Source organism: Pseudoalteromonas espejiana DSM 9414 (assembly GCF_002221525.1).
Taxonomy (GTDB): Bacteria; Pseudomonadota; Gammaproteobacteria; order Enterobacterales; family Alteromonadaceae; genus Pseudoalteromonas; species Pseudoalteromonas espejiana.
In genome coordinates this window covers 2,674,998-2,690,376 of the sequence record NZ_CP011028.1, presented here as the reverse complement: position 1 = coordinate 2,690,376, position 15,379 = coordinate 2,674,998, and the positions used below count along the sequence as shown (strand labels likewise).

General features: G+C 40.1%; 11 protein-coding genes. 6 read left to right on the top strand and 5 right to left on the bottom strand.

Annotated features, from left to right (window positions below):
• Position 1: 1 nt before the first annotated feature.
• From PESP_RS12265 to PESP_RS12245, 5 genes are read left to right on the top strand one after another with little or no spacing between them, the layout of a single operon-like run.
• On the top strand, positions 2 to 1,966 hold the full coding sequence (locus tag PESP_RS12265; RefSeq protein WP_089348264.1) for a heme lyase CcmF/NrfE family subunit: 1,965 nt from the start codon (positions 2 to 4) through the stop codon (positions 1,964 to 1,966).
• Positions 1,966 to 2,535, top strand: a complete 570-nt coding sequence (locus PESP_RS12260; protein WP_089348263.1) for a redoxin family protein — start codon at positions 1,966 to 1,968, stop codon at positions 2,533 to 2,535. Before PESP_RS12265 ends, PESP_RS12260 begins: the two co-directional genes overlap by 1 nt.
• A complete protein-coding gene (locus PESP_RS12255; protein ID WP_089348262.1) occupies positions 2,535 to 2,996 on the top strand; it encodes a cytochrome c-type biogenesis protein in 462 nt (153 codons plus the stop codon). Before PESP_RS12260 ends, PESP_RS12255 begins: the two co-directional genes overlap by 1 nt.
• Positions 2,997 to 4,247 carry a c-type cytochrome biogenesis protein CcmI gene (gene ccmI, locus PESP_RS12250; protein ID WP_089348261.1) on the top strand — a complete coding sequence of 417 codons (1,251 nt, stop codon included), beginning with the start codon at positions 2,997 to 2,999 and terminating at the stop codon, positions 4,245 to 4,247.
• A 9-nt stretch (positions 4,248 to 4,256) separates the two neighbouring features.
• On the top strand, positions 4,257 to 4,988 hold the full coding sequence (locus PESP_RS12245; protein WP_089348260.1) for an MlaA family lipoprotein: 732 nt from the start codon (positions 4,257 to 4,259) through the stop codon (positions 4,986 to 4,988).
• A 78-nt stretch (positions 4,989 to 5,066) separates the two neighbouring features.
• On the opposite strand, the gene PESP_RS12240 is transcribed toward PESP_RS12245, so the two are convergent.
• Positions 5,067 to 6,290, bottom strand: coding sequence for an EAL and HDOD domain-containing protein (locus PESP_RS12240; protein ID WP_089348259.1), 1,224 nt, complete (start codon positions 6,288 to 6,290; stop codon positions 5,067 to 5,069).
• 334 nt (positions 6,291 to 6,624) lie between these two features.
• Here PESP_RS12240 and putP point away from each other — a divergent pair, with 334 nt between their 5' ends.
• The gene (putP, locus tag PESP_RS12235; protein WP_089348258.1) at positions 6,625 to 8,103 is read left to right on the top strand and encodes a sodium/proline symporter PutP; all 1,479 of its coding nucleotides are present in this window, start codon (positions 6,625 to 6,627) and stop codon (positions 8,101 to 8,103) included.
• A gap of 77 nt (positions 8,104 to 8,180) precedes the next feature.
• On the opposite strand, the gene fahA is transcribed toward putP, so the two are convergent.
• The 4 genes from fahA to PESP_RS12215 all read right to left on the bottom strand — a co-directional run bounded on the left by fahA (position 8,181) and on the right by PESP_RS12215 (position 15,358).
• On the bottom strand, positions 8,181 to 9,494 hold the full coding sequence (gene fahA / locus PESP_RS12230; RefSeq protein WP_089348257.1) for a fumarylacetoacetase: 1,314 nt from the start codon (positions 9,492 to 9,494) through the stop codon (positions 8,181 to 8,183).
• Positions 9,495 to 9,629: 135 nt separating this feature from the next.
• The gene (gene hppD / locus PESP_RS12225) at positions 9,630 to 10,676 is read right to left on the bottom strand and encodes a 4-hydroxyphenylpyruvate dioxygenase (protein ID WP_089348256.1); all 1,047 of its coding nucleotides are present in this window, start codon (positions 10,674 to 10,676) and stop codon (positions 9,630 to 9,632) included.
• Positions 10,677 to 10,985: 309 nt separating this feature from the next.
• On the bottom strand, positions 10,986 to 13,733 hold the full coding sequence (locus tag PESP_RS12220; RefSeq protein WP_089348255.1) for a metallophosphoesterase: 2,748 nt from the start codon (positions 13,731 to 13,733) through the stop codon (positions 10,986 to 10,988).
• A 137-nt stretch (positions 13,734 to 13,870) separates the two neighbouring features.
• Entirely contained in the window at positions 13,871 to 15,358 is a 1,488-nt protein-coding gene (locus PESP_RS12215; protein WP_089348254.1) for a peptide MFS transporter, read from the bottom strand.
• Positions 15,359 to 15,379: the final 21 nt, after the last annotated feature.

The following is a 15,379-nucleotide window of genomic DNA, read 5'->3' as shown; positions in this document are numbered from 1 at the left end:
TATGATCCCAGAACTCGGTTATTTTTCTTTAACGCTTGCCATGGTGCTAAGCGTTTTACTGTGTATATTTCCGCTATGGGGCGCGCATACCGGTAATCTTCGTTTAATGCGTGCAGCCCCTTCTTTAGCTGTTGGGCAGTTTGTTTTTGTTCTTATTTCGTTTGCGGCACTTATTTATGCCAGCTTAACTGATGACTTTACCGTTTCTTATGTGGCGTATCATTCAAGTAGTACTTTACCTTGGTATTATAAAATTACGTCTACTTGGGGTGGCCACGAAGGGGCTATTTTACTGTGGTTAGTCATGCAAGCTGGCTGGACCGCCGTGGTAGCAGTGCGTTCTCAGTCACTACCTTGGGTATTGCGTGCTCGTGTTTTAGGAGTGCTAGGCTTTTTAGGCGTGGGCTTTATGATGTACACGCTACTGCTTTCAAGCCCGTTTGAGCGTTTACTGCCGTATTTTCCGGTAGAGGGGCGCGATTTAAACCCGTTACTGCAAGATCCAGGCATGATTATTCACCCACCATTACTTTACATGGGTTATGTGGGGTTATCGGTTGCATTTTCATTTGCTATTGCTGCACTTTTAACAGGTAAGTTAGATAATACTTGGGCTAAGTGGTCTCGTCCTTGGACAATGACTGCATGGGGATTTTTAAGTTTAGGTATTACCATTGGCAGCTGGTGGGCTTATTCGGAGCTTGGCTGGGGCGGCTGGTGGTTTTGGGATCCAGTAGAAAACGCTTCACTTATGCCTTGGTTGGTTGCCACGGCCTTATTGCACTCTCTTAGCGTGACCGAAAAACGTGGTGTGTTTAAATCATGGACAGTATTACTGGCTATTGCCGCATTTTCGTTAAGCCTTTTGGGTACCTTTATAGTACGTTCGGGCATTATTGTATCGGTTCACGCATTTGCCACAGACCCAGACCGCGGCCTGTTTATTCTCGCGTTTTTGGGCATAGTTGTTGGCGGCGGTTTATCGCTTTATGCACTGCGTGTATCACAAGTTAAAAGTGAAGGGCGTTACAAGTTTGTATCGCGCGAAGTCGCTTTATGGCTTAACAACATATTTTTAGTTGTAGCAACCCTTATTGTATTGCTAGGTACATTGTTACCTATGGTGCACAAAGAAATGGGTCTTGGCAGTATTTCTATTGGCGAACCGTTTTTTAATAAAATGTTTGCCATTTTGTTAGTGCCATTTGCCATTTTAATGGGAATAGGGCCATTTTTACGCTGGAAACAAAACAAGTGGGCAGTACTTCAAAATAAAGTATTAATGGGTGTGCTAGTCAGTGTGGTTATTACCTGTGCATGGTTGTTCTCAAGTTATGACGTAGTTAAACCGCTCACTTTATTAGCGACTACCCTAGGTGTATGGGTTGCTGTTTCAACTGCAATTGATTTATACGCAAAAGCGTCTGTGCACGGCACATTAAAAGAAGGCTTTAAACGTTTAGGTGTAAGTTACTGGGCCATGGTGCTTGGCCATGTTGGCCTTGCCTTTGTAATTGCTGGGGTAACGCTGACTTCTGCTTACTCGGTGGAGCGCGACGTATCGATGAAGCAAGGCGATATTGTAACGCTTAACCAGTACGAATACCGTTTTGAAGGGGTTAAAAGTATACGCGGCCCTAACTACAGCGGGCACGCTGGCGTGGTATCAGTATTAAAAAATAACGAATTAGTTACTCAACTGCATGCAGAAAAACGTAAATATGATATAGGCATGCAATTTATGACCGAAGCGGCAATTGATGCCGGCTTTACCCGCGATTTGTATCTAGCGCTGGGTGAGCAATTAAGTAAAGGTGCTTGGTCGCTACGTATTTACCATAAACCTTTTGTTCGCTGGATGTGGATTGGTGGTGTACTTATATCACTAGCTGGTTTTATGATTTTATTTGATAAACGTTACCGTACATCAGCAAGCACACGTAAAAAAGCGTTGGAGAATGCGTAATGAACCGTAAAATTTTAGCTATTGCGCCGTTATTAATATTTATATTTTTATGTGTGTTTTTATACCAAGGTTTATTTGCTAACCCGCGTGAAATTCAAACGGGGCGAATTGGGCAAAATATGCCTGAATTTAATTTATCCGATTTAATGCAAGACAATAAGCGCTGGACCAACGAAAGCCTAAAAGGCGAAGTATATTTACTCAATGTGTGGGGTACATGGTGCCCAACGTGTTTAGTTGAGCTTGGTTACTTAACTAAACTGCGTGAGCAAGGCGTAAAAATTATTGGTCTTTATTATGTTCAAGGCTATGACGCTGATTTTGATGGCCCATTTGATATGCAGGCTTTACGTACTGATGTAACGGATATGCTTGGCCGAGCAGGTGACCCATATCAGTTTAATATACTTGATTTGCACCGCACGCTTTCTCTCGATTTAGGCGTATCGGGTGCGCCAGAGACTTTTTTAGTAGATAAAACAGGTAAAATTTTATTGCACCATACGGGAGATTTAAACCCTCGTGTATGGCGCGCTAAATTTGCTCCTGTTATTCAGGAGCTAAATTAATGAGACTATTTTTATTAACCCTTAGCTTTTTTATAAGCATGGCTGTTTATGCCGAGCAAGACCGCTACCAGTTTGACAACAATGAGCAAGCGGTGCGCTTTGAAGAGCTAACTAAAGAGCTACGTTGCCCTAAATGTCAAAACCAAAATATTGCAGATTCAGATGCAATAGTGGCAAAGGATTTACGCGATAAAGTATTAACATTAGTAAAAGATGGCAAAACAAAAGACGAAGTAATCGATTATATGATTGATCGTTACGGTTATTTTGTTCATTACGATCCGCCAGTTACACCGGCCACATTAGTACTGTGGGTTTTACCTGTACTGATTGTAATAATTGGTTTTGGCTTTATTGTTATTCGTCAGCGTAAAGCGTCGGTTAAACAAACCTGGAATAGTGATGATGAAGCCAAGCTAGCTAAGTTAATTGCACAAAATAAACGTCAGGAGCAAAACTAAATGATTTTAATGTGGGCGTGTTTTGCTTTACTCACACTAATAGCTTTGGCATTTATTATGCTGCCTTTTTTAAAAAAAGAGCGTGTGCAAACCATTACTCATAATGCTAATGCTGAATTGATCAGCATTTATGAGCAGCGTTTAGTTGAGTTACAAACTGATTTAGATAACCAACGTATTGACTCGCAAAGTCATGGTGAATCAGTCATTGAATTAAAACGTCGTTTATTAAACGAGTTATCACCAGAAAAGTCATTAAACAGTAAAGGTAATAACCGTATATTCGCGTTAACTGGTGCTGCATTTTTACTGGCACTTACTGGTGTTTTTTACACATTTACTGGTAGCCAACAGCAAATAGCTGCCTGGCATGATGCTATGGATAACCTTGCTGATTATGGCGAGCGTGCCGTGATGCAAAAGGGCGAGCCCCTGACGCAAAATGAGTTACAAGCATTTGCTTTAGCGCTGCGCACTAAGCTTAGCGAAACCGGTGATGACGAAGTTGCATGGATGCTACTAGGGCGTGTAGCTATGTCGCTAAATGAGTTTGATATGGCGCAGCAGTCATTTGATAAAGCCCTGCGTATGAACCCAGATAACATGCAGGTGTTAATTAGCTACAGCCAAGTTTTATTGCTTGAAGGTAGTGAAGAGAATATGACACGCGCAGCAGGTATGCTCTCTAAGGTATTAAAAGTAGAGCCAACTAATTTAGATGCTATATCTTTATTAGCACTTATTGCTTATGAGCGAAAAGATTGGCCGCAAGCTAAAGCTGCCTTTGAAGTGTTGCTTGCTAGCATGGAACAAAGCGATACCCGTTATGCAATGATCTCTCAGCGTATAGCCGATATAGAGCAGCAAATGCAAAATGAAGGCTCGGTTATGCCTGTATCAACGAGTAGCGCCATTAGCGTAACGGTTAGTTTATCTGACGAGCTTCAAAATAAGCAGCCAGAAAAAGGCATTTTGTTTGTATTTGCAAAAGCCGCTCAAGGCTCGCCAATGCCTCTAGCGGTTGTAAAGCTTAAAGAGTATAGTTTCCCGATAAGTGTTGAACTAACCGATGCCAATGCAATGGTTGCTGGTTTAAACTTATCAAGCGCCAAAAACATCGTTATATCTGCTAGGATTTCAAACGATGAGTCGGTTATGCCAAGCAGCGGCGAGCTCGAAGGGCACTCTGACACACTTCAGCGTGAAGGCCTAAGTGATTACCAACTTCAAATTGATACATTAATACCTTAAGGACATTAGATGTTAAAGCACAGTTTTACTTTTTTATGTTTATTGGTACTAGCCGGATGTGCTCAAGTACCACAAAGCAAAGTTGATGAGCGCGATCCGCTACAAAGCATTAACCGCCCATTGTATGACTTTAATATGGACATACTTGATGCTTATATTTTACGTCCTGTTGCGGTTGGTTATGTTGAAGTAACCCCGGTGCCGGTGCGAAATGGTATTGTTAATTTTACTGATAACATTAGTGCGCCAGTTGATATGGTTAACGCAGGCCTGCAGGGTAAAGCAGGTAATGCAGGGGTAAGCCTTGCACGTTTTTTAGTAAACTCAACAGTAGGTATTTTTGGTATTTTTGATGTGGCAAGCTCACTAGGGCTTGAGCTGGTAGATGAAGATTTTGGCCAAACACTAGGCGTGTGGGGCGTTGGCGACGGTGCTTATATTATGCTTCCGGCTATGGGGCCAACAACAGCGCGTAATTTAACGGGCGATGTAGTAGATAACTTTGTATTACCTGAAATAGCACTTACTACACCACAAACTATTTTAGTGTTTGCGTTAAAAGCGGTTGAAGCTCGTGCGGCGCTTATTCCGCAAGAAGGTCTACTTAACGATTCATTAGACCCGTACTTGTTTGTTAAAGATATTTACTTTCAGCGCCAGCTGTATGAGCTGTACGATGGCAACCCGCCAATTAAAGAAGAGCCAGAAGACTTTGATGAAGACTTCTTAGAAAGCCTATAAATTGAACCCATAAAAAAATGCCAGCAACTGCTGGCATTTTTTTATATAGTTAATTCGTAAGTCTGTATATAAACATAGCTACTCTTTAACCATTAACTGCATTTGTTCATTTACCCAAGTTAACGCTTCATGGTAAGCATCGGCAACTTCCTCGCCTAGCTTTAATTGCTGTGCAATGTTATTAGCGGCTTCCCAATCAGCATGCTCATAAAATTTAACTAAATTTAGGTACTGTGCTAATAAACCTTCGTCATTTAATAGTGCTGCTTTTATTTCTGCAGAAAGAGGGAGCTTTTGCATCACGCTTTCCATGCTTTCATCTAAAATAGCGTCCATAAGCGACATCATACCGGTTAAAAAGGCCATGCCAGTATCTTTAAATTGACCATGAGAAATAGCCAACAGCTCACCAAAGCGCGCACGAGTCAGAGATAATCGAATAAGCTCCACTGGTTTATCTGCAGATACCTGAGCGGCAAATAACAGAGAGAGTAGCTTTTTAATTTCGTTGGCACCTAATACGATAAGAGCTTGTTTAATGGTACTAATTTCAGCCCTACGCGCAAACGCCGCAGAGTTTGAGTAGCGTAAAAGTTTATACGACAAATTTACGTCGCGCTCGAATACATCGGTGATTTTTTTAAGATCCATTTCAACCGATGATGTCTCGTAAAGAAGCTCAGCGAGAGCCATTTCAGAGGGTGGGAGCGCTTTGCTTTGCACCATTTCTGGTTTAGAGAAAAAGAACCCTTGAAAGTAATCAAACCCTAATTCGAGAGCTAAATTATAGGTTTCATACGTCTCTACCTTTTCAGCTAACAGCTTAATATGTGGGAACGGTTTTAAATCACTAATTATTTTTTTTATGGTTTCTTCATCAGTGCTTAAAAAGTCTATTTTTATAATATTGATAAAAGGATAAAAATGGCGCCATACAGGTTGGTGAATATAGTCATCTAGTGCCAGTGTATAGCCTTTTTCGTTTAAATCTTTAACTATAGCGAGTAAGCGCTTACCTGGTTGAACGGTTTCGAGTATTTCTACTACTACCGTGTCTTTACCCAACATGGTTGGGTAACCTTTTAGTAAGGTCTCAAGAGTAAAGTTAATATAGGCTGGTTTATTATCAGTTAAATCTTCAAGGCCAAAATTGAATTGGCTACCTTCAATTAATTTAGTCGTTGCTTCATCGCCATCTATGTCTGGAAATACGTTATCTACGCCATCACGAAATAACAGCTCGTACCCAACGAGCTCCTTTTCGCGGTCTAAAATAGGTTGGCGTGCAGCATAAAAATACATAAAAAATTCCGTACAAATTAATATAAGTGGCTATGGCTATAATATATGGGAAAACGCTCTAAATAGCATTAGTAAATTATTATTGATTTAATAAATTGTTATTAAATATTAGCAATATATACAACATAAATTAACGTTGTTTTTGCTGTTTGAATGTTAAATGTTCGATTTACATGTTTTTTATTCACTGTTGTGTAACAAGTTGGAGTTATCACCTTTAAGCATGATATAGTCGAGAAGGATGGTTTTTACCCCAATAGTGTCTTCATTATAATATTTTAAGAGTCATTATTAGGATTAAAAGCCTGTTTTATACAACTTTGTGGAGGCGAATTTGGAAACAGGAATGATTATTTCACTGGCATTGTATTTTGTAGTCATGCTTGGCATCGGACTTTATGCATACAAACAATCTACAAGTGATGTATCGGGTTATATGTTAGGTGGACGAAGCTTATCGCCAAGTGTTGCAGTGTTATCTGCTGGCGCATCAGATATGAGCGGTTGGATTTTAATGGGTTTACCTGGCGCGATGTTCGTTACTGGCTTTAGTAGTACATGGATAGCAATAGGTTTAGTAATTGGTGCCTGGTTAAACTACTTTCTTGTAGCACCAAGGTTGCGTGTTTATACAGAAAAAGCAAACGACTCAATTACAATCCCAGATTACTTCTCTAATCGTTTTAACGATAAATCAAACCTTCTACGCGTAGTTTCAGCTGTCGTAATTATTGTGTTCTTTACGCTTTATACGTCTTCTGGCGTTGTAGCTGGCGGTAAACTATTTGAAAGCTCGTTTGGTTTAAGCTACGAGATGGGCTTATATATCACTACGGGTGTTGTTGTTTTATATACCTTATTTGGTGGTTTTTTAGCGGTAAGCTTAACTGACTTTGTACAAGGCTGTATTATGTTTATTGCCTTAATACTTGTACCAACAGTTGCTTATTCACTATTAGAGCAACCACTTGAGTCAACACTACACAGTGTTAATCCAGATATGCTTAACTGGATTGGTGCGGGCTCTGCGTTAGGTATTATATCTGCAATGGCATGGGGCTTAGGTTACTTTGGTCAACCGCATATTATTGTACGCTTTATGTCAGTACGCAGCGTTAAAGACATGCCAACAGCACGTCGTATTGGTATGACGTGGATGATTGTTGCAGCCATTGGTGCTGTAGGCACTGGTTTATTTGGTGCAGCGTACACCTATGAAAACAACATTGTGGTTGATGACCCTGAAACAATTTTCTTAATTCTTTCAGAGCTATTATTCCACCCATTAATTGCTGGCTTTTTATTAGCTGCAATTTTAGCTGCCATAATGAGCACTATTTCTTCTCAACTGCTTGTTAGTTCAAGCTCGTTAACAGAAGACTTTTACAAAACATTTTTACGTAAAGAAGCAAGCGATACCGAGCTTGTTACTGTAGGGCGTATTAGTGTTGCAGCGGTTGCACTGTGTGCTATTTATCTAGCGTATGACAGAGACAGCTCAATTTTAAGCTTAGTAAGTAATGCGTGGGCTGGGTTTGGTGCGGCATTTGGTCCTCTTGTGCTATTTAGCCTTTACTGGAAGCGTATGAACTTTGAAGGTGCGTTAGCCGGTATGGTTGTAGGTGCGGGTACTGTTCTGTTTTGGATTTACTCACCATTTACTATTGATGGACAAAGCTTAAGCAGCTACATGTACGAAATTGTACCTGGCTTTATTTTAGCGAGCATCGCAATTGTAGTAGTGAGCTTGGCAACAAAAGAGCCTGAGCAAAACATTACAGCGCTATTTGATGAAGTTGAAAAAGAACTTTAATCACTAAGCACGTTAAGTATAAAAAAGCCAGCTAGTTAATTAACTAGCTGGCTTTTTATTTGCCTTAAATAAATGGGTTATTTAGCAGGAAGCACTGTACTTTCTACACTTCCAAAGCCAATGCGCGCAAAACCTGATTTTTCACACCAGCCGCGCATAATCACGTTATCGCCATTTTCTAAAAAGCTGCGTTGTTCGCCATTACTGAGTGTTATTTTTTCTTTACCACCACGAGAAAGCTCTAATAAAGAGCCTGCTTCTTCATGAGTTGGGCCTGACTGCGTACCAGAGCCCAGCATATCACCTGGCATAAAGTTACACCCATTAACTGTATGGTGCGTTACCATTTGCGCTACAGTCCAGTAAGAGTGCTTAAAGCTAGAAGTAGAGACTTGTGCAGGTGAGTGGCCTTCGCTGCGCATTTTTTCAGTCTGAATTTTAACATCCATCTGAATATCAAACGCACCTTGCTCTCGGTTAGCCGCAGACTCTAGATACGCCATAGGTTGCGGATCGTTTTCATCACGTGTCCAGCTTGTTCTATAAGGGGCTAGTGCTTCAGTGGTTACAATCCAAGGCGATACGGTTGATGCAAAGTTCTTAGCTAAAAATGGGCCTAGAGGTTGGTATTCCCATGCTTGTAAATCACGTGCTGACCAATCGTTAAATACACAAAAACCAAATACATGATTTTCAGCATTCTCAATGGCTATGGCATCGCCAAGTGCATTGCCTTTACCTAAGTAAATACCAAGTTCTAGCTCATAATCTAGGCGTTTACATGGGCCAAAAGAAGGTGTTTCAGCATCAGGCGCTTTTGTTTGCCCTTTAGGTCGATGAAAGGTTTGCCCTGATACATCAATAGATGAAGAGCGACCATGATAGCCAATTGGTACCCATTTATAGTTAGGCAGTAATGGGTTATCAGGGCGGAATAAGCTACCAACGGCTGTTGCATGGTAAATTGAGGTGTAAAAGTCGGTGTAATCACCAATGCGACACGGGAGTGAAAACTCTATATCAGCTTGGGCTATTAATGTACTTTCAATTTCTTTTTGTTGTTTTGCGCCTTCGCGAAGTGCTTTTGAAAGTGCTAAACGCAGTGCAGACCAATATTGTTGGCCAAGCCCCATAAACGTATTTAATGTAGATTCGCTTGCTGCATCAAGCGCTGTTTTAGCATCACCGGTAAAAATGTTTAAATGGCTTAATTTTGCTAAATCGATAACCTGATCGCCTATGGCTACACCGCCACGAAAGGTCTCATTAGTGCCTTTGGTGCGAAACTCTGCAAAAGGTAAATTTTGAATCGGAAAATCACACTCTGCATTATTTGCCGAGCTTACCCAGCTTGTTAAATTAATATCATGGGTTTCGTTAATAAGGCTCATTACATTTCCTTTTTATTTTTACTGTATAGCGACAAGGTATGGTTTATTTAATCATACTAGTGCTTGGCACAATACTTTTTAAATTTAAAACGACAAAAAGCAGCGAAAATCGCTGCTTTTAATTTACTCAAAAAGTTATAAAACGCCGCGACGCTCTTGATCGCGTTCAATTGATTCAAACAGCGCTTGGAAGTTACCTTCGCCAAAGCCGCCATCGTCAACACGTTGGATCATTTCAATGAAAATTGGTCCAAATAAGTTCTTAGAAAATATTTGTAATAAGTAGCAATTTTCACTTTGGCTATCTACGAGTATTTGGTGCTCACGAATTTTTTCTTTATCTTCTGCAACCCAAGGTACACGGTCAAAAATAGTATCGTAGTACTCTGGAATAATATCTAAAGTAGCAATGGTCGATTTATCAAGCTTATCAAGTGAGCTCACTAAATCATCAGTTAAAAACGCTAAATGCTGAACACCTGGGCCGTTATATTCGCCTAGATACTCATCAATTTGGTTATTGTCGTTGCCTTTACCTTCATTGATTGGAATAGAGAAGGTGCCACAAGGTGATTTAAGAGCATACGAAATAAGCGCTGTTTTTTGACCTTTAATGTCAAAATAACGGACTTCTGTAAAACCAAATACATCTTTATAAAAGTTAGCCCATGTTTCCATTGTGCCTTTATAAACGTTGTTAGTTAAATGGTCGATGCGCATAAACCCTTTATCATCAACAATGTTTGCTGTGGCTAAATCTTCAAAGTCGCTTTGATAAATAGTGCCTTTATCGCCAAACTGCTCAATAAAGTAAATTAGGCTGTCGCCAATACCGTAGATAGCAGGATAAGGTAGATCTTTGTGTGTTGAATCGGTTGCGGGTTTTGCACCACGCGATACCGCTGTTTCAAATGCGTGCTGCGCATCGTTAACGCGCCAGCCCATAGAACAGATTGCCGGACCATGACTTTTAGCAAATTCTGCTGAAAAACCATCGCGTTCGTTATTTAGTAAAAAGTGAATGTCGTTTTGGTTGTAGTAGACAATATCTTTGCCTTTGAATTTTTTTAATTTTGAAAAACCAAAATCAGTAAACACTTTATCCATATAGTCTACATCGGGTGTTGCGTATTCAGTAAACTCAATACCAACTAAACCTAGTGGATTATTTGCTTCACTCATTTTTTATTACTCCTGCAATAAATATTGCTACTGCGATTATGTGTTGTTGTCGTATTGAGCTAGATAATCAACCAGATTTTAGATTTGGGGAAGAGGGGGGCAATATTTAGTAAATAGCCTAACTGTAAATTAAATAAGACGTTTACTAAAATGTTAGTTTTTTACATTACGGTTTGAAATACTAGAGGCAAAATTAACTGCGGCTAATAGTGCGAGTTATATTTAAAATATTGTTTTATATAAATAAAAAAGAGGTTTTAAATAATTAAAACCTCTTTTAGTGATGAGTTTTTACGTTGAGTTTTGTAATTAATTATTTACAGTTTCTGGGCCGCTATTAAAAAACTTGTTACGTTGCTCTAGCCATGCATTAGGTTTTATCTCAGGGGCAGCTTGATAGTGACGTTCAATAGTTTGACTTAACACACGTGTCGCAGGTTCAAAACTAAGCTTTGATTGCGCGTTACCCATGCTTTTAATTTCATCTCGGGTCATTGCACGTCCGGCATATAAAAGCGCATTTAAATAACCAGGCTCTGTTTCATAGTTATTATCAGCAAACAGTAATGCGGCTTGAGTAAGTGCCCAGCGACTATTTATTTCGCCATCTTCTTTCACTCCTACAAGCTCACCATCAATATATATTTCATATGCTCCATTAACTGGAGCGGTATAAAAAACAAATGCTACGCGATGCCATGTTTCAGGCTCGGTAGAGCCAAAGTAACCACTGTCGCTAGTTGCTTGTCCGTAGCCTCCAGAGGGGTCAATAAAAATATCAGCATCATCAGTTAAGTAATCAGTGGTATTTGCTTGAATAATTGGACGATATATATCTTTCCCTTCAATGGGCCAATATAAGTCCATAATGATAGTGTAGTCTGACACCATCCCTTGATCGGCGTAATCACCATTAGCTTGAGTATTTAAAGTTAATAATAGCCCTTGCGTAGGTGAATGATCAGTAAAGGCCATGACACCAGAAGGTCCATCATTTAAATCTTCAATAGAAAATGCTGTTGTTGTTTTATATTGGGTTTTATCTGGTCCCCATAAAGTATTTTCAGGATCAAAATAGCTTAACACTGAGGGACCATAATCTGCGATTAAGGGGTTATTTTCATCGTCAAAATTCCACACTGTGATGTTGTTTTGCTCATTACATGAAAATAATTGATTATCGGTATCTAGATATAAGCATTGGCTCGTTCTAAAGCGCGCATATTGATCTAGTAACCACCATGCTTCGCTAATGACTTCTACATTTGAGAACGTCACACCATTAAAAAATAACTCAGGATTAAGCGCTGCGCCTTTAAATAAAGCGACTCGGTAATTACTATCGGCTTGTATTTCATCCGGTTTAAGTAAAAACCAATCCGGTTGGCTGGCAAACATACTGTTTAAGTTAGTACCAGATACTGTAACTGCATATACAGAGTTAAACCCAGGCGTATTAGAAGGTTGCCTCTCAACGTAATAGGCTTTGTGAAAGTCTTCTTGTGTAAGCGTACCTGGGGTCCAGCGTTTTTGTACTAAATCTGGGTTTAGTAGTGCTGCGGTAATATTACTTGTATGTACTGCTGCGAGTGCCGTTATTTCTGCTAATTCTAAATTGCTAGGGTAGTTTTCAGAAATAGCAATTTCAGTATCTGCATCAGGGGCATAACGACCCATAATTTCATCAATTGCCAGTTTAGTTGGCTCATCGAGTTCTGCCACACTGTCGGTTTCAATTGTATTGTAGTTAATTGTGGGTGATGTTTTATCTTGTGTGTTAAAGGTAAGTGTTACGTCGGTAATACCTCTTGCATAAAAATCTGGCTGAATAACAACGCTTCCGTTCTCAAGCGTAGTATAACTTTCACCGCCGTGTGTATGTCCACCTAAAACTAAATCTATCCCGGTAACATCGGTTGCCATATCAATATCTAAGCCTTCACCTAAATGGCTTAGCATTACCATATAATCAACGTCGTCTTGGTATTGGCTTACTATACTTAGTGCTATTTGTTGCCATTGCCAGCTCATTTTAAACTGTTTGATAAAATCAGGAATTGGCTCATCGTCTATAGGTTCATCTAGCTCGTTCCATGGTACTGAGGTCATACCAAATACGCCCAAGGTAACACAACCTACTTGCACTTTAGCAAAGCCTACTGCAGCAAAGTCTTGTAGCTGTTCGCCCTCATAGCGGGTATTACTTGCAAGTACTATGGCGCTGTCATCTTGCGAGTAGCTCAGTAATTTTTCTGGGCCCCAAGCATAATCGTGATTACCTACAACACGTAAGTCGAACTGCATTGCTTTTATTGCTTCTTCAGTTGCGCTGCCTTGCGATAGCTGCTCGGCAACAGTGCCTTTTTCGTAGTCATCCCCCCCGTTGGTAAAAAGGGTGTGCGGCGTTTGCGCTAACGCTTGGTTGTAGTAGGCTTTTATGCGGCTAAAATATTGCTCCTCATAACCAAATCGCGCGTGTAAATCGGCAACATGAATAAACCTTACTGATTGCTCAGTCGCATTAATATCACAAGTTGGGCCAATATCGGCAAAGGCTTCGTTGCGCTGCATAATAATGGCATATGTGCCAAGTGTGTTTACTTGGGCGCTTACAAAGCCATCTTCAACGTAAGAGTTTTCAATAACTGCCCAGCTATCACCTGATTGACTAACAATAAAGAGCTGCCCGCCTAACTGGTAATCATCTGGTATTTTTATGGTAATGGTTATTAGATTACTAAAAGAAGCAGTGTTTGGAGTGAGTACATGTATATCAGAGATAATATTTAGAAGTGCATTAGCATCATCTAAAACGTTTTTTTCGTAGGTAACTTCAGTGCTTTGCGATACTGCATTGGCAGGTATTGTGAGTAAAAAGTTGCCTTCATCAAGGCTCACATCTAGGCCTACACTTGCAGATACTGTTAATTCGCTTGGCTCTGGTTCGACTGGATCATTAGGATTAGTTGTAACTTGATCATCTGTACCACCACAGGCAGATAATAAAAGAATACATAAAGTTAAAAATGTGGTGCGAGATAAAGTTAACAAGCGCATGTACTGCTTCCCTGAGTCTAGTTAAAAATTAATCAGGAGATAATACCAGTTTACAGCGTGACGACCTAGGGGTTTGGTAAAATTTCCCCCATTAGGGTATGGGGGAAATACTATAACGCGTATTTAAACGTTTAGGATTAGGCTTCTTCTAAGCCTTGTTTTTCCCATACTTTAGCTTTAAAGCTCATAAGTACTAAAACAATACCAACACCAATGCTAAATAGAGCAATTTGTAGGTAAAGATTAGGGATTTCTTGAACGTTATTTGGATCGAAGTTACCAGCTAGTAAGCCTGCGATAATGTTACCAATAGAGTAGGTTAATACAAACACACCCATCATTTGGCCTGTATAGCGACGAGGCGATAACTTGCTTACTGCACTTAATGCTACAGGGCTTAAACAAAGCTCACCCACAGTATGTAAAAAGTAAGTAGTAACAAGCCAGTAAGGCGCAACCTTTAAACCTTCAGCAGCGTAGTGAGCAGCCATAAACATAACTAAAAAGCCAGAAGCCATAATAATTAAGCCAAGTGCACATTTAACACTGTAAGTTGGCGAGATCATTTTTTTAGATAAGTTAATCCAAAGCGCAGCAAAAAATGGTGAAAGAACAATAATAAATATTGAGTTTAACGACTGGAACCATGTAGTTGGAATTTCAAAGGTACCAATCAGGCGGTCTGTGTAATCACGGGCAAATAAGTTAAGTGATGAACCCGCTTGCTCAAAGCCAGACCAAAAACATGCAGAGGCAACACACACTAAAAATAGTGCCCACATTCTTTGTTTTTCTTCACCGGTTAAATTACCTTTAAAGTAAATAAGCCCAAAGTAAACAAAGAAAATAATTGTGAAGGCAACAGCTGTATAACCCGCTACAACAGAAGGGTTGATAACAATTGCACCCGTTATAGCGGCTACTGTAACGCCAGTAACAACAGCAACAAACAAAGCAATTGCACCCCATGTGCGTGTAGTGCCTTGAGGACTTAATGGGTTAGCAGGTAGTGCGCTGTGCTCTGGTAAGTTGTTTAATGTACGTTTATATTGGATTAAGCCAATCGCCATACCTACAGCTGCAGCACCAAATGCCCAGTGCCAGCCAACGTTTTCCATAAAGTAACCACATACGTAGTAACCAATTAAAGAACCTAAGTTAATACCCATGTAGTATATAGCGTAACCGCCATCGCGGCGCTCATCAGCATCACTGTATAATTGGCCTACCATTGCGCTGATATTTGGTTTAAGTAAACCAGTACCTGTTGCTACAAATATTAAACCAATAAAAAATGAATATTCATGTGGAACAGCCAAAATAATATGGCCACACATAATGATTATACCGCCATACCACACAGCTTTTTGACCACCGAATAATCTATCGGCAAGCCAACCACCTGGTAAACCTAAAAAGTATACTGCACCTGTGTATAAACCATATATTGCAGCAGCTGATGCAACGGTAAAGGCAAGGCCTTCTTCTTGTAAGCTTGCTGTCATGAACAATACGAGCATCGCTCGCATGCCGTAGTAACTCATTCGTTCCCACATTTCAGTGAAGAACAATGTTGAAAGTCCTTTAGGGTGGCCAAACCAACCACTATCTGGAGCTGAACTCATATTTACTTCCTAACTTTAAGA